15 protein-coding genes and 1 pseudogene are annotated in these 18,219 nt (G+C 70.0%); 12 read left to right on the plus strand and 4 right to left on the minus strand.

Features of this window, described 5'->3' with window-relative positions:
• From H295_RS44315 to H295_RS0139680, 8 genes and pseudogenes are all read left to right on the plus strand, one after another.
• Positions 1 to 854, plus strand: an 854-nt coding sequence (locus tag H295_RS44315; RefSeq protein WP_043218744.1) for an acyltransferase domain-containing protein, incomplete at its 5' end; no start/stop codon positions are given.
• The gene (locus tag H295_RS44320; protein WP_020140913.1) at positions 851 to 3,154 is read left to right on the plus strand and encodes a type I polyketide synthase; all 2,304 of its coding nucleotides are present in this window, start codon (positions 851 to 853) and stop codon (positions 3,152 to 3,154) included. The genes H295_RS44315 and H295_RS44320, both read left to right, overlap by 4 nt.
• 62 nt (positions 3,155 to 3,216) lie before the next feature.
• Positions 3,217 to 4,578 carry a crotonyl-CoA carboxylase/reductase gene (gene ccrA, locus H295_RS0139660; protein WP_020140914.1) on the plus strand — a complete coding sequence of 454 codons (1,362 nt, stop codon included), beginning with the start codon at positions 3,217 to 3,219 and terminating at the stop codon, positions 4,576 to 4,578.
• A gap of 65 nt (positions 4,579 to 4,643) precedes the next feature.
• The gene (locus H295_RS0139665) at positions 4,644 to 5,477 is read left to right on the plus strand and encodes a methyltransferase domain-containing protein (protein ID WP_020140915.1); all 834 of its coding nucleotides are present in this window, start codon (positions 4,644 to 4,646) and stop codon (positions 5,475 to 5,477) included.
• 56 nt (positions 5,478 to 5,533) lie between these two features.
• Positions 5,534 to 5,626 (plus strand): annotated as a pseudogene (locus H295_RS48655) (IS5/IS1182 family transposase); the annotation flags it as partial.
• Between the two features lie 920 nt (positions 5,627 to 6,546).
• Positions 6,547 to 7,326 (plus strand): response regulator transcription factor, encoded by a 780-nt coding sequence (locus H295_RS44325; protein WP_051135693.1) that lies wholly within the window; start codon positions 6,547 to 6,549, stop codon positions 7,324 to 7,326.
• Positions 7,316 to 9,142, plus strand: a complete 1,827-nt coding sequence (locus H295_RS44330) for a HAMP domain-containing sensor histidine kinase (RefSeq protein ID WP_020140917.1) — start codon at positions 7,316 to 7,318, stop codon at positions 9,140 to 9,142. The genes H295_RS44325 and H295_RS44330 overlap by 11 nt, the downstream gene beginning before the upstream one ends.
• 168 nt (positions 9,143 to 9,310) lie before the next feature.
• Positions 9,311 to 10,138 carry a class I SAM-dependent methyltransferase gene (locus H295_RS0139680; protein WP_020140918.1) on the plus strand — a complete coding sequence of 276 codons (828 nt, stop codon included), beginning with the start codon at positions 9,311 to 9,313 and terminating at the stop codon, positions 10,136 to 10,138.
• Positions 10,139 to 10,443: 305 nt separating this feature from the next.
• On the opposite strand, the gene H295_RS0139685 is transcribed toward H295_RS0139680, so the two are convergent.
• Both H295_RS0139685 and H295_RS0139690 read right to left on the minus strand, forming a co-directional pair.
• Positions 10,444 to 11,853 carry a M1 family metallopeptidase gene (locus H295_RS0139685; protein ID WP_020140919.1) on the minus strand — a complete coding sequence of 470 codons (1,410 nt, stop codon included), beginning with the start codon at positions 11,851 to 11,853 and terminating at the stop codon, positions 10,444 to 10,446.
• Positions 11,850 to 12,776: a M20/M25/M40 family metallo-hydrolase gene (locus H295_RS0139690; protein ID WP_020140920.1), complete on the minus strand. Its 927-nt coding sequence runs from the start codon at positions 12,774 to 12,776 to the stop codon at positions 11,850 to 11,852. Before H295_RS0139690 ends, H295_RS0139685 begins: the two co-directional genes overlap by 4 nt.
• Positions 12,777 to 13,003: 227 nt before the next feature.
• Here H295_RS0139690 and H295_RS0139695 point away from each other — a divergent pair, with 227 nt between their 5' ends.
• The 4 genes from H295_RS0139695 to H295_RS0139710 are packed head-to-tail and all read left to right on the plus strand — an operon-like array spanning position 13,004 to position 16,608.
• Positions 13,004 to 13,603, plus strand: a complete 600-nt coding sequence (locus tag H295_RS0139695; RefSeq protein ID WP_020140921.1) for a hypothetical protein — start codon at positions 13,004 to 13,006, stop codon at positions 13,601 to 13,603.
• A complete protein-coding gene (locus tag H295_RS0139700; RefSeq protein ID WP_043218748.1) occupies positions 13,587 to 14,681 on the plus strand; it encodes a hypothetical protein in 1,095 nt (364 codons plus the stop codon). The genes H295_RS0139695 and H295_RS0139700 overlap by 17 nt, the downstream gene beginning before the upstream one ends.
• Complete coding sequence (locus tag H295_RS0139705; protein WP_020140923.1) at positions 14,678 to 15,391, plus strand: ABC transporter ATP-binding protein; 714 nt, start codon at positions 14,678 to 14,680, stop codon at positions 15,389 to 15,391. The genes H295_RS0139700 and H295_RS0139705 overlap by 4 nt, the downstream gene beginning before the upstream one ends.
• 47 nt (positions 15,392 to 15,438) lie before the next feature.
• A complete protein-coding gene (locus H295_RS0139710) occupies positions 15,439 to 16,608 on the plus strand; it encodes an ABC transporter permease (RefSeq protein WP_020140924.1) in 1,170 nt (389 codons plus the stop codon).
• 56 nt (positions 16,609 to 16,664) lie between these two features.
• On the opposite strand, the gene H295_RS0139715 is transcribed toward H295_RS0139710, so the two are convergent.
• Positions 16,665 to 17,135: an ASCH domain-containing protein gene (locus tag H295_RS0139715; RefSeq protein WP_020140925.1), complete on the minus strand. Its 471-nt coding sequence runs from the start codon at positions 17,133 to 17,135 to the stop codon at positions 16,665 to 16,667.
• Between the two features lie 18 nt (positions 17,136 to 17,153).
• Positions 17,154 to 18,182 (minus strand): hypothetical protein, encoded by a 1,029-nt coding sequence (locus H295_RS0139720; protein ID WP_020140926.1) that lies wholly within the window; start codon positions 18,180 to 18,182, stop codon positions 17,154 to 17,156.
• Between the last annotated feature and the right edge of the window lie 37 nt (positions 18,183 to 18,219).

The raw sequence follows: 18,219 nt of genomic DNA on the forward strand, positions 1-18,219 counted from the left end.
ACATCCAACCGTCCACGGCCACCATCCCCATGATCTCCACCGTCACCGGACACCCCGTCGAAGGCCCCGAGCTCGACGCCGACTACTGGTACACCAACCTCCGCCACCCCGTCCGCTTCCACCAAGCACTCACCCACCTCATCAACACCGGCCACCACACCACCATCGAAACCAGCCCCCACCCCGTCCTCACCCCCGCCATCGAAGAAACCGCCGAAACCACCAACACACCCCTCACCGCCCTCCACACTCTTCGGCGCGACGCCTCCTTCACCACTGCTCTCGCCCACGCCCACGTCACCGGCACCACCCCCCACTGGGCAGCGCTCCTCCCCCCCCCCCACCACCACACCCCCCCCCCCACCTACCCCTTCCAACACCACCACTACTGGCTGGAATCAAGTACCGCTCCCCTGCGCGCCACCGGCATCGCGGTTCCGATGGACGCACCGCAGGACGACCCGGTCGCGGAGTTCCGTGAACGGCTGGCCGGGCTCTCGCGCGACGAGGTGGCGGAGGAGATGCTGGACCTCGTCCGCACGCATGCCGCGGTCGCCCTCGGGCACGATTCCGTCGAGCCGATCCTTGCCGACCGCCCCTTCCAGGAGTTGGGGTTCGAGTCGTTGACGGCCGTTGCGCTGCGCAAGCGGCTGGTGGCGGCACTGGATCTAGCCCTGCCCGTCAGTGTGGCGTTCGACTATCCGACCCCTCAGCTCCTCGCTGAGCACCTGGCCGACGCGCACCAGGAGCAATTCGGGGGCGCACCGGACGATGACGAGGTGAGTCTCGCCGAAGCGACCGACGACGAGTTGTTCGCCCTCATCGACAACGCCGGCTCCGAGGAGGCGTCATGACCGAGGCCGCGCAGAGCGAGGCCAAGCTCCGCGAGTATCTGCGCAGAGCGACCGTGGGCCTCCAGGAGGAGCGGCGGAGGGTGCGTGAACTCACCGACGGACTGGCCGAGTTGGAGAGCAGGCCTGCCGTCGGGCCGGACGCGGTGGCCGTGATCGGGATGGGGTGCCGTTGGCCGGGAGGCATCGACACGCCGGACGCCCTGTGGCGGGCACTGCTGGAGGGCCGGGACTGTCTGTCACCGTTTCCCACCGACCGGGGCTGGGATGTCGACGGGCTCTACGACCCGGAGCCCGGGGTGCCGGGCCGGTGCTGTGTGCGTGAGGGCGGATTCCTCGCGGACGCGAGCGCCTTCGATGCGGCCTTCTTCGGCTACACAGCGGACGAATCCGCCGGTACGGACCCGCAGCAGCGGCTGCTCCTGCACACGGCGTGGGAGGCCGTCGAGAGCGCCGGCATCGATCCCTTGTCCCTCGGTGGCTCGGCGACGGGTGTCTTCGTGGGGCTGACACCGCAGGGGTACGCCGGGAGCGACGGCGGTCGGGAACGTCCGGAGGAGGGCACCGACTATCTGGCCGTGGGGACGCTGCCCAGCGCCGCGTCCGGCCGTATCTCGTACTTCCTCGGTCTGCACGGTCCGGCGTTGACCGTGGACACGGCCTGCTCTTCGTCGCTGTCGGCCCTGCATCTGGCCCGGCAGGCTCTTCTCACCGGGGAGTGCTCGCTGACCCTGGCGGCGGGTGTCACCGTGATCGCCGTCCCGGACGTGTTCCTGGAGCACAGCCGGCTCAGCGCCCTGGCCCGGGACGGGCGTACGAAGCCGTTCTCGGCGAAGGCCGACGGCGGCAACTGGGCGGAGGGGGTGGGGGTCCTCCTTCTGGAGCGCCTGTCGGACGCCGAACGTCTCGGGCATCCCGTGCTCGCGGTGGTGCGCGGGTCGGCCGTGGGCCAGAACGGCACCAGCAACGGTCTCGCGGTGCCCAACGGCCCGGGACAACAGCGGGTGATGGAGAGGGCGTTGGCCGACGCCGGGCTCAAGTCGGCCGACGTGGACTTCGTCGAGGCGCACGGCACCGGCACGCCGCTGGGGGACGTGATGGAAGCCGAGGCCATGCTGCGGGTCTACGGCCCTGACCGGGACGCGGAGCGGCCGCTGCTGTTCGGCTCGGTCAAGTCCAACTTCGGGCACACCCAGTCGGCCTCGGGCATGGCCGGAGTCATGAAGACCGTTCTCGCCCTGACCCATGGCACGGTGCCCGCCACGCTCAACTGCGAACCGCCGGTCGACACCGTGGAGCGGTCGCACGGCGCGTTGCGAGCGGTGCCCGAGAGTGTGCCGTGGCCCGAGACGGACCGGCCCCGGCGGGCCGCGGTGACGGCGCTCGGCGCGGGCGGCACCAACGGGCACGTCATCGTCGAGCAGCCCGAACGGCCTGCCTGGAGTCGGGCGTCCGCTCCGTCGGATCTGGGGGCGCCCGCCGTACCGTGGATCCTGTCGGCCAAGGACCCCGAGGCACTGCGCGGCCAGGCCCGCAAACTGCTGGCCCACCTGGACGGGCACCAGGAGCAGTCGGACCTTGACGTCGCGTACTCCCTGGCCGTCACCCGCAGCGCCTTCCCTCACCGGGCGGCCGTCGTCGGGGACCGGACGCAACTCCTGTCCGGGCTGCGGGCGTTAGCAGACGGAGAGACGTCAGGCCCGGCTCTCATGACGGGACGGGCGCGTACGGCGAAGGCCGCACTGGTCTGCTCCGCCCCTCCCGTCGCGCGGCTCGCCTCCGACCGACTGCCATGGGAGTGGCCGGTGTTCACGACCGTGGTCGCGGGGATCGAGGAGGAGCTGCGGCCGTTCGTGTCCGTCCCGCCGACGGGGGTGCTCCGCTCGCGGGGCGACGAGGTGCCCTCCGCCGTCGAGTCGTTCGCCCTGTCCGTCGCCGTCGCCCGGCTGTGGCGGAGGTTCGGCGTACGGCCCGCCGTGATCCTCGGCCAGGACGGGCCGAGCCGGTGGGCAGCAGCGCACCTGCGGCGGGCCTGCACCTGGGAGGCCGCGCTGGAGGGTCTCATCGCCGGCCGGGATCCTTCGGCGGACCTCTCGCCGGCCTCCTCGACAGCCGGTCTGATTCCACTGCCCCCGATCGGTCCTCCCGACGATGAACGTTCGTTGCTCGCACGGCAGTTGGCGGAGGCCTTCGTTGCGGGCGTCCGGCTGGACTGGGCGGAGGTGTACGCCGGACTGGGCGCGGTGCGGGTGCCGTTGCCGACGTACGCATTCCGCAACGACCGCCACTGGTCCGTCGCATGACCACGCGCCCCGCGGCCTCGCGCCGTTCCGTTTCCGCAGTCCCCGAACAGAGGTGAGACGTCATGTCGTTGTCCGATGCCGTACTGTCCGGGGCGTCGCCGCAAGAGCTCGCCCGCGCCCCGCTGCCCGACCACTTCACCGCAGCCCATCTGCGCGTCGAGGACGAGCAGGTCTTCGCCGACCTGGCGGAGGACGCGGACAAGGATGTACGGCGCACACTGCACGTCGGCGAGGTCCCCATGCCGGAACTCGCGCCCGACGAGGTGCTGCTCGCGGTGATGGCCAGCACGGTGAACTACAACACCGTCTGGTCGGCGAAGTTCGAGCCGCTGTCCACGTTCCGTTTCCTGCGCCACTACGGCCGTGAGGGCGGCTGGGCGGCCCGGCACGACCAGCCCTTCCACGTTCTGGGCTCCGATGCGGCCGGAGTCGTGGTGCGCGTCGGCTCAGGCGTGCGCCACTGGCGCCCCGGAGACCACGCCATGGTCAACGCCGCCTACGTGGACGACCAGGAACCGATCAGCCAGGCCGACGGCATGCTCGGCGAGCACCAGCTCGCATGGGGCTACGAGACCAACTACGGCGGCCTCGCCCAGTACGCGGTCGCCCGGGCCAGCCAACTCATCCCCAAACCGGCCCACTTGACGTGGGAGGAGGCCGCGACGATCCCGGCATGCGCGGGTACGGCGTACCGCATGCTCGTCAGTGATCGCGGGGCGCGGATGAAGCAGGGCGATGTCGTGCTGATCTGGGGCGCCTCCGGTGGACTCGGCGCGTACGCGGCCCAGTTGGTGAAGAACGGCGGCGGTATCGCCGTCGGGGTCGTCGGGTCGGAGGAGAAGGCGGAGGCCGCCCGCCGGGTGGGGTGCGACGTGGTCGTCAACCGTGAGGAGATCGGGATCGGTGACGACACGGGCGAGGACCCCGCGCAGGTGGCGGCGGCCGGGAAGCGGCTCGGGCGGCAGGTGCGGGCCGCCGTCGGGACCGATCCCGACATCGTCTTCGAGCACGTGGGCCGTTCCACGTTCGGGATCTCCGTGTTCGTCGTCCGGCGGGGCGGGACGGTCGTCACCTGCGGGTCGAGCACCGGGTACATCCACCAGTTCGACAACCGCTACCTGTGGATGCGGTTGAAGCGTGTCATCGGCAGCCATGTCGCCAACCTCCAGGAACAGGTGGAGTGTGCCCGGCTCTTCGAACAGGGCGGTGTCGTACCGACTCTGTCCTCGCTGTTCCCGCTGGCCGAGGTCGCGGAGGCGACACGGCTGGTGCAGCTCAACCAGCACATCGGCAAGGTCGGTGTGCTGTGCCTGGCGCCCGAACCGGGTCTCGGTGTCACAGCACCCGAACTACGCGCCCGTATCGGAGAGGACGCCCTCAATCCGCTGCGGTCGTTCGCCGCCCGCCCCACGCCGGTCGCCTGAGCCTTTTGGCCTCAGCCCCTCAACCCACCCGTCCATCAAACCTGTTGAACCGAAAGGCTGCACCCATGAGCGACACCGCGCAGACCCTGCCCGTGCCGGAAGCCGTCGGCAAGCTGTACGACCGGTTGACCCTGACCGCGTTGCGCGACGGCACGTTCAACCCGAACATCCACATCGGGTTCTGGGACACGCCCGACTCGAAGGCGCCGTTGGAGGAGGCCGTCGACCGGCTCACCGACGTGCTGATCGAACGGTTGCTGGTCGGCGAGACGGACCATGTCCTGGACCTCGGCTGCGGGGTGGGCGGTCCGGGCCTGCGAGTCGTGGAGCGCACCGGTGCCAGGCTCACCGGCATCAGCATCAGCGAGGAGCAGGTGAAGACGGCGAACCGGCTCGCCGAGGAGGCCGGACGCGCGGACCAGGCGGTGTTCCGGCGCGCGGACGCGATGGAACTCCCCTTCGAGGACGGGTCGTTCGACGCGGTGATGGCCCTTGAGTCGATCATCCACATGCCCGACCGGGAGCAGGTCCTCACCGAAGTCGCCCGGGTCCTGCGCCCCGGCGGCCGGCTCGTCCTGACCGACGTCTTCGAGCGCGCTCCTCGGAAGACCCCACGGCATCCCTCGATCGACAAGTTCTGCCGCAACTTCATGGTGACGCTGGCCGACGCCGACGGCTACGTGGCGATGCTGCACCGTGCGGGACTGCGGCTGCGGGGACTGCTGGACATCACCGAGCACACCATGCAGCGCACGTTCGAGGAACTGGCAAGGCCGGTCGAGGGCGCGGCCCGCCCCGAGGCCCTCGGCCAGACCAACCTCCCGGACCTCTTCCACCCCGCGGACATGCTGGGCGTCGACGAGTTCGGCTGCCTCCTGGTCGCCGCGGTACGCCCCTGACCGACGGCGCGCGCCCCGGTCGCTCCGCCCCACCTTGCGGACCGACCGGGGCCCGCCCGCGAGAGCCAAGGAACTCCCGCAACTGCCAAGCCTTTCTCGGCCTCGACACCGCTCTGCACTGCTACAGGCGACTCGCCCGCCTCACCACTCGCTTCCGTGCACCTGCTCCCGAAGAAGTCGTGGTCAAACCCCGCCAGTTTTGCCCCTCTCACCATGTCTGCGACTTCTCTCCTTGGGTAACCGGGCGAGCCGAAAGTCGTCATCCACTTGAGCACCCGCAATTTTACGACCGGTGACGTGTGCCCGCCACTGGAGAATTTACGCAGCAACTCGACCAGCAGCGCAGGACAATCGAACGCACAGGGTGCGTCAGTGGCCCAGCGGTGCGATGGTGGAAGGTAAGACGTCGTGCGAGAAGACGGTCCTTGAGGTCCCAACGCCTAGCTGGAAGGGCGTGATACCCATGCCTGTCGACTCCGACCTGACTGACGCTCAGAGAAAAATCCTCGATGAGCTGGCCGAGGCTGAGAATCGACTCCTGGACGTGCTGAAAAGGGCACGTGAGCAACTGGAGTTGCATGAATCGTTCTGCTTGCAGTGCTACGACCCTGACTATCCCTGCCCTGGCTTCAAGGGCTCTGGGAAAAAGTGCGCTCACGCCAGCTGTGGTCATGGCCTGGTGCCACACCTACTTCCCTGAGAGCGGTCCCGCACCGTGGGCTCCTGAGGCAAGGCCGCGCCAACTGGCCGTCGGGGAAGGTTGGATCAGTCCCGCGTCAGCACAACGCAAGTAGCCCGTCGACTGTCTGTCTCACGCCATGGCCGCGCCGACGCTGCCTCTCACGCGAGGGCCCGCCCCATCGCCACACGGGCTTCAGCGCAACACGGTGGATCACTGGCGGCCCGGCCCTCGTGTCGACGTCGTGCGAGGGACTGCGACGCCGAAGCCGTCGTAGCCACCGATCAAATGTCAGGAACTTGTTCCGTTCCTGTCCGAGTCCGGTAGGCCGTGCCGGACTTCCTCCCTCTCCCAGCGATTCCACCGCCGCCTCTCCCTACGATGGCGGCCATGTGTGCGTATGTGGTGCTCGCCGACGACGACGCAAAACAAGCCGACCTCATCCGCCTGTACCTGGAGCGGGAAGGCCACTCGGTCGACGTCGTCCACGACGGGCGGGCCGCGTTGGAGCAGATCCGGCGGCGCATGCCCGATCTCGTGGTGCTGGACTGGATGATGCCGCGCGTGGACGGCCTGGACGTCTGCCGGGTGCTGCGCCGCGAGTCCGACGTCCCCGTCCTCATGCTCACGGCGCGCGCGGAGGAGGACGACCTGCTGCTCGCCCTCGACCTGGGCGCCGACGACTACATGACCAAGCCGTGCAGCCCCCGCGAACTCGTCGCCCGAGTCCGTACCCTGCTCAGACGCACCCGCGGGGCGGCAGCCGCACACGTTCAACTCCCCGGCCCGGCTGCCGACGCACCGCCGCCCCCTGCCGAACCCGTGCACGCCGTGGGCTCGCTCGTGGTGGACCCCGGCCGGTTCGAGATACGGGTGGAAGGGCGGCTGGTGGACTGCACGCCCGGCGAGTTCCGCGTACTCGAAGTGCTGGCCTCGGCGCCCGGCCGGGTCTTCACCAGGAAGCAGATCCTGGAGCACCTGCACGGCATCGACCGCTACGTCACCACCCGCACGGTCGACGGACACGTCATGAACCTGCGCCGCAAGATCGAACGGGATCCCGCGCGGCCCGAACGGCTGCTCACCGTCTACGGCGTCGGCTACAAAGCCGCCGAACCACCGGCGGGGACAGGCCCCGACGACGCGGCCGGTTCCCCCCGTGCGTGCTGACATACCCCTGCGCAGCAGCCTGCGGACGCGGCTGTTCGCGGTGTGCGTGCTGGTCTCCCTGTGCTCGATCGTCGCCACCGCCTGGCTTGTCGTCAGCGTGACCGCGGTCGCCATCGGACGTGAGCGCGGCCAGGCCATCGCCGACGACGCCCGGGTGTACGACGCACTGGTCGGCTTCGCCGCCACGCACCCCGACTGGCGGGGCGTCGAGCCGACGATGCGCGCCCTCGCCCGCGAGACCGGCCGCCGTATCACCCTCACCGACGAGAACCGCCACCTGCTGGCGGACTCCGACGGCAGGGACTCGCGGTCGGCTGGATCACTGCCCGACACCCCGTCGGCGACCGTCGACGCGCTCGCCGTGGACATCACGCTCGTGGCCGGTCACGGCGGCGAACTGTCCGACCGCATCGATCCTCGGGCGGTCGGGCCCTTCCGGCTGACCGCTCAGGAGAAGGCGGCACTGCGGGTCACCGCGACCCGCGTCCTGTCGTCCTGTCAGCAGGGCAGAGAAGGGGCGGCGGACGTCCGGATCGTGCAGGCCCCGAACGGTCGGCCGGAGATCGAGCTCGACGGCCGGGTCCTGACCGCGGGCGACCGGTGCCGGGTCGGCACCTTGCTCGAACGCACACCCACCGAGAAGCGGGCCCAGGCCCAGCTGGGCAGGCTCGTCAACGCGTGCCTGACCGCCCGGCATGCCGCCCCGGTGCAGCTCGCCGACGACCTGACCTGGACGCCCTCCACGGCCCGCGGTGCCCCGAACAGCCGTGCGGTGACGTCGTGCATCGCCACCGCGCGTCGCGACCAGCTGTCCCCCTACGTGGCTCCGCCCGCCCTGCTCTTCGCCACCGCGCCCGAACAGAAGATCGCCACGTTCTTCGACCTCTCCGGCGCCAATCGTCTGCGGATCGCCGGGGTCACCTTTGTGGTGCTGCTCATCACGGTGACGGTCACCCTGGTCGTCGGCACCCGCATGGTCAGGCCGCTGCGGGCACTGACCGGTGCGGCCCAGCGGATGGCCGAGGGGGACGAGGACGCCCGCGTGGAGGTCACCGGCGACGACGAACTCGGCAGGCTCGCCGTGGCGTTCAACCTCATGTCGAGCCGCCGCCGGGAACTGGAGCAGCTGCGCCGGGCGCTGGTGAGTGACGTGGCCCATGAGCTGCGTACCCCGCTGGGAAACGTCCGGGGCTGGCTGGAAGCCGTCGAGGACGGTGTCGTAGCGGCGGACAAGCCCCTCATCTCCTCACTGCTGGAGGAGGCGCTGCTCCTCCAGCACATCATCGACGACCTGCGAGACCTCGCGGCAGCGGACGCCGGTGCGCTGAGGCTGCACCCGGAGGACGTGGACGCGGCCGCTCTGCTCGCCCAGGTCGCGCGCGCCCATCAGGGCAGCGCCGGAGCCGCCGGGGTGGAGCTGCGGGTGTGGTCCCCGCAGGAGCGGCCGTGGCTGCGGGCCGACTCCCTGAGGCTGCGCCAGGCGATCGGGAACCTGGTGTCCAACGCCATCCGGCACACGCCCACCGGCGGCACGGTCACCCTGTCCGTACGTCCCCTGGGCGACCAGGTGGTGTTCGGCGTAGAGGACACCGGCTCCGGTATCGGCGAGGAGGACCTGCCCAAGGTGTTCGACCGTTTCTGGCGGGCGGACAAGTCGCGCAGCAGACAGGGCGGGGGAAGCGGGCTGGGCCTGTCCATCGTCCGCAAACTCGCCGAGGCACACGGCGGCACCGTGCACGCCTCCAGCGTGCTGGGGAAGGGATCGGTCTTCTCTCTCAGGCTGCCCGGCATGTGGACCGGGCGGCCTGAGTCGTAGGACAACGATGTGGGGCAAACTGGATCGACTACGGGAAGCGGCAGTTCCGACAGATCCTCGGCCGCCGCACTCGGGTGATCGCCTCTCTGAACTACCGCCGAAATCGTCTCAGGGGCTGCCGGTAAACGAGTGGCGTCTTCGCGGACAAGCCCGATAGCTTGCGCGTTCGTGACCGATGAACTGCAGAAGCACCAGAATGGCCCCGACCTCGGCCTCGTGTTCGACGAAGTGCCGGAGCTCTACGACCGGGTGCGGCCGGGATACCCCGACGAAATGTTCGCGGACCTCGGCGCCATCACCGGCATGGACCAAAGGTCATCGGTGCTGGAGGTGGGCTGCGGTACCGGTCAGGCGACGCGCACGCTGGCAACGCTCGGATGCTCAGTGACCGCTGTCGAGCCTGGCCCGGATATGGCCGCACTAGCCCGCCGGCGACTCGCTTCCTTCCGCAACGTCAACGTCGAGAAGTCGACGTTCGAGGAGTGGGACGACCGCGGTCGACGCTTCGATGTTCTCGTGGCGGCGCAGTCGTGGCACTGGGTCGACCCGTCGACCGGCTGGCAGCGAGCGCACGACGTACTTGCTCCCGGAGGGTGGATGGCGCTGCTCGGCCACGTCGTTGTCCGTCGGCCGGGAGAGCCGCAGGTGTATGCCGAGACCGCCGATCTGCACGAGCGGTTCTGCCCCGGGAACCCCGACTGGGGTCACCCACCGCTGGAGGACGAGGTGCGCACCAACGACGAGGGTTGGGGCTTGGTCGACGATCCCGGGGGGTTGTTCGGCCCGACGACCGTGCGATGGTATCCAACCGTTCAGTGGTTCGACGGCGACGGCTTCGCCGATCACCTTCGCTCATTGTCGCTGTACCGCCGACTCGACCGGGATGTCCGTGAGCCTCTGCTCGACGCCATCGCCGAGCGCATCCGCACGCGAATGGGCGACCGAGCGCCACGCCGTTATCTGAGCGTCCTGCGCGTTGGACAGCGCGCCACGTGAGGTCAGCGCCCCTCCTCTGCACTACGAGATGCAGCCCGCGATCGCACGGAAGGTCGGGCCCCGGAGCTTGATGGTCGTAGCCTGGTGCCGGCGGTCGCCGAACTGAGAAAGCCTGTTCTCGGTGGCAGCAAGGCTGACGCACAGCCCCTCGGCCTCGCGGGCGCGCCTGTGTTCATGCTGGCAACTGATCCTGTAGGCGCGACCGCAGTCTGTTCTGTCTTGCTGACCCGAGGGGTCCAGATGTTCAGGACTCGGGGATCTGAGCATGCGACCACACAGGGGCTGCCGTTCCCGGTCCGCGTAGGTCAACCCGTCGCCGACCGGTGCAACCCCTCCGGGAACAGGTACGGGTCGGGAGGGATCCGCGTGCCGTGCGCCCAGGCGGTGAAGAAGCCCCGCAGGTCCTGGTGGGAGCGTTCGGCGGCCAGGGCCTCGAACTCGGGCCAGGAGGCGTTGCCGTAGCGGTGCCTGGTCGGCCAGGTGCGCAGGATGTCGAAGAAGGCCTTGTCGCCGACCGTGTGTCGCAGGGCGTGCAGCATCAGCGGACCCCGTGCGTACAGTGCGGAGTCGAGCTCCCGACCGGGTCCCGGGTCGTACAGCGGGACGCTCCAGAACGCCGGATCGGTGCGGTGTTCCTGCACCGTGGCCAGGTAGTAGTCGCGGTCGAGGTCGTCCCCCTGGTGCTCGTACCAGAGCCACTGAGCGTACGTGGCCACGCACTCGGCGACGCAGCCGTCACGCCAGTCCGTGAAGGACACGCTGTCGCCGTACCACTGGTGGGCGATCTCGTGCACCATCGCGACGTCGAAGAGTCCGGTGTCGTACGTCGGACGGCTCTGGGTCTCCAGGTCGACCGGGCCGGCACCGGACGCCCCGGCCAGCACGACGGCCCCGGCCGAGGAGAACGGGTAGGGGCCGAACCGGGAGGCCAGAAAGCCGAGGATGTCGTCCTGGAGCGCCTCGGCGTCCGGGTCGATCAGCGCGTCGGGGCTGTAGGCGTTGACGACCGGGGTGCCGTCCGGCAGCGCTGAGCTGCGCACGGTGAATCGGTCGACAGCCACCATGCTCGCGTACGTGGTCAGGGGGCGGTCCTCGTACCAGCGGAAGGTGCGCCGGCCCGTGCCGTCCAGGGTCACTGGGCCGGGTCGGCCGTTGCCGACGGCGGTCCAGCCGTCGGGGACGGTGGCCGTGAGGCGGAAGGTGGCCTTGTCGGACGGGTGGTCGTTGGCCGGGTACCAGGTGGTGGCGGAGTGCGGCTCTCCGCTGATGGCGACGCCGCCGTCGGCCATGGGGTGCCAGCCCTCCCCGACGGGCCTGCCCGAGTACCGCACGCGTACGGAGAAGTCGGCGCCTTTACGCAGCTCGCGGGCCGGAGTGATCACGAGCTCGTGCTCCCCCTCACGCTCCACCGAACGGGCGGTACGGCCGTCGACCGTCACGGACGACACGTCGAACCCGGTCAGGTCCAGGTGGAACCGGCCCAGATCCGTCAGGGCGCGTGCGGTGACGGTGGTGTCCCCGGTGAGGTGGTCGGGCCCGGCCGGATCGTAGGCGATGCGCACGTCGTACCGGTCGACGTCGTAACCGGAGTTGCCGTCCGTGGGGAAGTAGGGTTCCCCCAGGCCGGGGCCGCCGTCGGCCGCCGACGCGGGCGCCAGGCCGGTGAGCACGCACAGGGCGAGGGCGGCGAGCGGCGGGGCCGCGAGCCGCCTCATCGGCGGTCCTTCGCGACGGCGAGCTGCCAGGTGACGTCGAGGACGGCGTTGGTGCTGGCGGTCTGCACGGCCGGGTCGACGTTGTGGATGTCGTCGCAGGCGCTGTGGATGCAGTCGGAGATGCCGGTGGTGAAACCTGCGACGGGAATGCCCGCGGCGGCGAAGGAACGGTCGTCCGAGCCCGTGTCCCCGATGTCGAAGGTCGGTGTCGAGCGGGCGGCGAAGTACCTCTCGAACGCCTCGGTCGCCTCCTGGGCGCCCTCGGACCCGGCCGGGTCGTGGGTGACCAGCCAGGTCGTGGTGTTGCGGGAGCCGGCCTGATCGAAGTTGAGGTACGAGCGGACCGAGGAACGCTGGGCGGGTGACAGGGAGTTGACGTAGTGCCCGCTGCCGAACAGACCGCCTTCCTCCGCGCCCCACCAGGCGAACCGGAGGTGGCGCTCGGTCGGCAGGTGGGCCTTGGCGACGGCGACCGCGGTCGCGAGGACGGCGGCCGAGCCGGAACCGTTGTCGTTGATGCCGGGACCGGCCAGGACGCTGTCGAGGTGTGCTCCCACCAGCACGGTCTTCCGCGTGTCCCCGCCCGGCCAGTCGGCGATGACGTTGTATCCGGTGGCGCCGTCGTGCGTGAACGGCTGGAGAGTGGTGCGGTAACCGGCCTCGTCCAGGACCCGTTTCACGTAGGTCACCGACTCCCGGTAACCAGGGGTGCCGTGCGCGCGGTTGCCGCCGTTGCGGTCGGCGATCGACTGGAAGTCCTTCAGATACGGCATGACACGCTGGGCCGTGACCACCGGCGGACCCGGGACACGGGTGCTCGCGCCGACGGGGGCAGCACCGAACAAGCCGACGGGTGCGGCGCCGATCAGGCCGACGCACAGGACACCGACGGTGGCGCAGCGCAAGAACGGGCGGGATGCCATGGAGTGGCTCTCCTGTCACTCGTGGAGCGGACGGGGCACGACGGTAGGAGGCGAATGTCCTGTTCCTGTCGCCGAGTTGTCGGCACCCGGTGTGCATGCCGTAGTCGTGCTGCCGGCTTGCCGTGGTCCTGTCGTGGGCTCGCTGTCGTCGAAACCGCACCGAAGTCCGAACAGACCCGCATCAGTTGCCGACCGCTTCCCGACACCCGGCGCGGACCATGAGCCGCATGAACCACTTCGACATCGCGGTCCACCGTCGCGTACTCGGCGCAGCCGCCCTCGCCGCCGGTGTCCTCCTGCTCACCGGTTGCGCCGGCTCGGGTGACTCCGACGACAAGGGCTCGACGCGGCAGGATGTGGCCTCCCTGCGCAGTGAGGCCCCCGACGGCAACGCGACCGTGCAGGCCACGCCGTCCGCCGACGACGGTCGTCCCCAACTGCGGCTCGACAGCTCGGAGGAGGAGAAGAACCGCTACTGGCACCTCTACGCCGCGTGCCTCAAGGACCACGGGCACAAGATGCTCACCGCGCGCGGCCCGGACTCGGTCGACCAGTCCGACCACAGCGCCACGGCCCAGGCCGCCACCAAGGCCTGCGCGAACAAACTGCCTTTGCAGCCACCGGAGTTGGACGAGGCGACGAACCCGCACTACGACGACGACTACCGCGCCTACGTGAAGTGCCTGAACCGCAAAGGGCTCAGGGTCACGGCGCTGCCGGACAACTCCGGATGGACCTACGACGGCAACACCACGATGAGCGCCGCCCGGCAGAGCCAGGTCGACAGGAGCTGCACCTTGGAGGCGTTCCGTGGCAAGACGCGGTAAGGGGGTCGTGGCGCTCAGCGTCATGCTGGTCGCAGGCGTCGCGGGAGGGGGCGCCTATGTGTGGCGAGACGTCCATTCCGGAGCGGAGACCAGGGCCTCCGCCCCCGACCGGGTGCGAACGGCCACCGTCACCCGCACCGACCTCTCCGACAGCCGCACCCTGCCGGGCACCCTCGGCTTCGGCATCCCGCACGCCCTCAAGGGCACGGGCCAGGGCATCGTGACCCGGCTGCCGAAACCCGGGGCCCTGGCGGTCAGGGGCAAGGCGCTGTACCGGATCGACGACCGGCCCGTCCCCGTCTTCTTCGGGGACACCCCCTTCTTCCGCCCCCTGACCAAGACGGGGGTACGCGGCCACGACGTGAGCGTCCTCGGGAGCAACCTGCGAGCGCTCGGCTACGACACGGGCCCGGCCGCCCTCCCCAGGAACACCGGTGACGGCGACGAGGGCGAGGAGTTCACCCCCGCGCTCGCCGCCGCTCTCAAACGCTGGCAGCACGACACCGGGCAGCCCGCCACGGGCACCCTCACCCCCGGCAGGGCCGTGGTCCTGCCCGGCCCGGTGCGCGTCGACTCGGTCCAGGCGCAACCCGGCGACGCGGCCGACGGGACGCTGCTCACCTACACCTCCGCCGCCAAGACCGTCACCGTCGCGATGGAGGCGACCGACATGGGAACCGTCAAAGCCGGGGACGGCGCCGCCATCACGCTGCCGGACGGCAGAACGATTCCCGGCACCGTCAAGGCGCTCAGCCGCACCGTGCAGGGCGGCTCCGCCGAGGAGTCCGTGCAGCAGACCGGACCGGCCACCATCGACGTGACCGTGGCGGCGAACCGGGCCACGGACCTCAAGGGCCTCGACGCGGCGGCGGTGCAGGTTCGGTTCGACACCACCACCCGCAAAGGCGTGCTCGCCGTGCCCGTGGGCGCACTCGTCGCCCTGCGGGAGGGCGGGTACGCCGTACAACGCCCGGACGGCACGCTGATCGCGGTGACGACGGGCATGTTCGCGGGCGGTCTCGTCGAGGTGAGCGGCAAGGGAGTGGCCGTAGGCGCCAAGGTGGTGACGGCGTCATGAGCACTCCCTCTCCCGTCACCACGACCCCCGTCCTCCTCGTCGAGGAGGTCACCAAGAGCCATCCCGGCGGTGTCACCGCCCTGGACCGGGTCTCGCTCCGCGTAGACGCGGGCGAACTCGTCGCCATCGTGGGCCCGTCCGGATCGGGCAAGTCGACGCTGCTGCACATCATGGGCACTCTGGACCGGCCGACGAACGGCAGCGTCCGCATCGCGGGCCATGACGTCCACGCACTGGGCGACCGTCACCTCTCCGCGCTGCGGGCGCGTCTGCTGGGCTTCGTCTTCCAGCACTTCCACCTCACCGACGGGCTCGACGCCACGGAGAACGTCGCCACCGGCCTGCTCTACGCGGGTGTCCCCCGGCACAGACGAGACCCCCTCGCGCGCGAGGCGCTGGCCCGGGTGGGGCTCGACCACCGTCGCTCCCACCTCCCCCAACAGCTGTCCGGTGGCGAACGCCAACGGGTCGCCATCGCGCGCGCGCTGGTCAACGGGCCCGCGCTGGTGCTCGCCGACGAGCCTACGGGCGCGCTGGACGCGGCCAACGGGGAGGCCGTCCTGCGTCTGCTCGTCGACCTCAACGACCAGGGCACGACCATCGCCGTCATCACCCACGACCGCGACATCGCAGCCCGCCTCCCCCGACGGGTGGAACTACGTGACGGCCGCATCACGGCGGACGTCACCGGGGTGGTGAGTGCCGCGTGACGCGCTCACCGAAAGCCTCCGGGCCCCGCCCTGTACGACTGAGTCTCGTGGACATCCTCCGCCTGGGCCTGCTGGGCATCCGCACCCGCGGTCCACGCGCCGCGCTGTCCGCGCTCGGCATCGCTCTCGGTATCGCGACCCTCGTCGTCGTGACCTCGATACCCGCGTCCAGCGAGCGGGCCCTGATGGACCAACTGTCCGCCCTAGGCACCGACATGCTGCGCGTGGCCCCGCAGGCAGACAGCGATCCACCGGTCGTCCTGCCCTCGACCGCGGACGCCATGGCCGCCCGCATCGGACCGGTGACCAGCGCGAGCGCCGTGGCCAACACCCACAGGAGCGTGCGTCGTTCGGACCGCGCCGACCCTTCCGACGCCTCCGGCATCAGTGTCCTCGCCGCGCGCACCGACCTCCTCCCCTCGGTCCACGGGACCGTCCGCTCCGGCTCGTTCCTCTCCCCCACCTCCGCCCGCTTCCCGACCGCGGTCCTGGGCTCCCGGGCCGCCGCGCGCCTCGGGTTCGACCGCGTCCGCCCGGGCCGGGAGACCGGGCAGGTCTACATCGACGGGCACTGGTTCACCGTCATCGGCATCCTCAATCCCCTGCCGCTCGCCCCCGACCTCGACGCCTCCGTCCTGGTCGGCTGGGACGCCGCACGCGAACAACTGGGCTTCGACGGCCACCCCACCGTCGTCTACGTCACGGCCCGCGAGTCGCAGATCGAGGCCGTACGAGCCGTGCTCCCCGCCACCGTCCATCCCCAACTGCCGGGCCTGGTCCAGGTCAGTCGCCCCTCGGACGCCCTGGCCGCCAAACGCGCCACCCGGCAGACACTGTCGGTCCTGCTCCTCGGACTCTCGGGCGTGGCGCTCCTCGTCGGTGGCGTGGGCGTGGCCAACACCATGGTCGTCTCGGTCCTGGAGCGGCGCCGCGAGATCGGGCTGCGCCGGGCACTGGGTGCCAGCCGCGGCCAGATCAGAGGGCAGTTCATGGCGGAGTCGGTGGCTCTGTCCACGCTGGGCGGCTGCGCGGGCACGGCCCTCGGCGCGGCGGTGGCGGCCGGTTACGCGACGTCCCAGTCCTGGCCCGTGGTGTTCCCCCGACTCGCACTCCTCGCGGGCGTCGCGGGCGCGGTGGCCGTCGGAGCGGCCGCGGGTCTGTACCCCGCCGTACGAGCCTCCCGACTGCCGCCGACCGAGGCGCTGGCGGCGGTTTGAGGTGTACGGGGCCGCTGGCTGCCCGGGGTGTGCGGGGCCGTTGGCTGCCCGGGGTGTCACTGTGACTCGGTCATCAGTCTCATGAGCTGTTCCGCGACCGGATGCCGCAGGACCAGGTCACGGACAAAGGAGTCGCTGACGTACTGGTAGCTCTGAGGGGGCCGGAACTCCAACGCCCGCCGTATCCGGGCGAGTGGGATCGGTTCGGCGAAGGCGATGGGCTCCCCGATCCCCAGTGCCGTCACCTCGGGCGCCGCCTGTACATACCGGTCGTAAACTACGCGGTCGACCCCGACGTGCTCGTGATGCAGCTCCCATATCGCGTCGGGGTGCCCCACCTCCACCGTGACGATTCGGGCTGCTCCGAGCAGCGCTTTGGTGGGAGAGGTGCCGTACAGGATCAGGGGGATTCCGGGCTCGACGGCCACGCGCCGCCGCCGGATCTCCACCGTCTTCGTGCCGAGGAGGATCGCCTCTGCGTACTGCGGGTGCACGGAGAGCAGCAGGGCTTTTGTCGGGGTGGTCACGGGCGCTCGTCTCCGTTTTCAGGAGTTCCGGGGGTGCGTGAGGGAGAGAATCGACCGCTCGACCCTCCGCAGCCACACACGCGGTCTCAGAAATCGGTTCTGTGTCCAGGAACGGACACGCTCGAACAACGCGAGGCAACCCAGCAGGGTTCCGGCACCCAGCAGGGCGAGCACGGGGACCACATTGACGTGTGTCACGGCGTCGAACGCGGAGGCCACCAGACTCCAGTGGTCCTGAGCCAACAGGACGACAACGACGAACAAGGCCGCCTTCATGAGCCGGTAGAGGCAGGACTCAGGAACAGCCCGGCCGAAATCCAGGAAGATGCGAAAGGGGTTCTCGATGGAGACCGGCTTCGCTTCCGCGTCACTGGCGTGGCGCCACGAGTACACGACGAGGACACGTTTCCACGCAAGGTGAGCCGTGCCCCACAGGTAGGGAATCCACGCTTCGTGCTCGAGTCTGCGAAGGTAGTTGAAGGCGGGGCTGTGCGCGATGACATGCAGGACGGGCGGGAGGACCAGGAAAAAATTAACGCGTTCGATCTCCGCGATCCTGGGACGCAGCGAACGCTCCTCGCTCGCGAAGCGGCTTTCCCGGATGTCGGAGATCCGTAAGTCGACTCTGGCCCCTCCCCCGCCGCGCTTCCATTCCCAGATCGGCCGCGTCCCGAAGACCTGCCAGCGCAGCCGTATGTAACGACGCTGGCCAGGGGCTATGGATTTCCCGAGGGGGACGTTGTACAGGGAGCAGTCGTCGCGCTGCTTGAACTTCTCGACCGGCGCGACCTCGCTCTCCCGGATCCGGATGAAATGCAGAGGCTCTGCCAGCCTGCTGGTTTCGACGCGCCGCTCGTCGGCGGACAGCACCTGCCGCACGGGCCCACCGAAGATGAGTTCGGCGGTATCGCTTTGTCCTGCCACTTCCCAGAGATCCAGGGCATACCTGGCGCCGGTGCGCCACCGCGCCTCTTCGACCCGGAACGGCAACAGCAACTGGACGGACTTCACGGGCCGATTACCGATCGCCTCGATGTCGAGACCCACATCGAAATACAGGAGCCTGCGCCCGGGGATCAGTCCA

Source organism: Streptomyces sp. 351MFTsu5.1, assembly GCF_000383655.1.
GTDB lineage: Bacteria > Actinomycetota > Actinomycetes > Streptomycetales > Streptomycetaceae > Streptomyces > Streptomyces griseorubiginosus.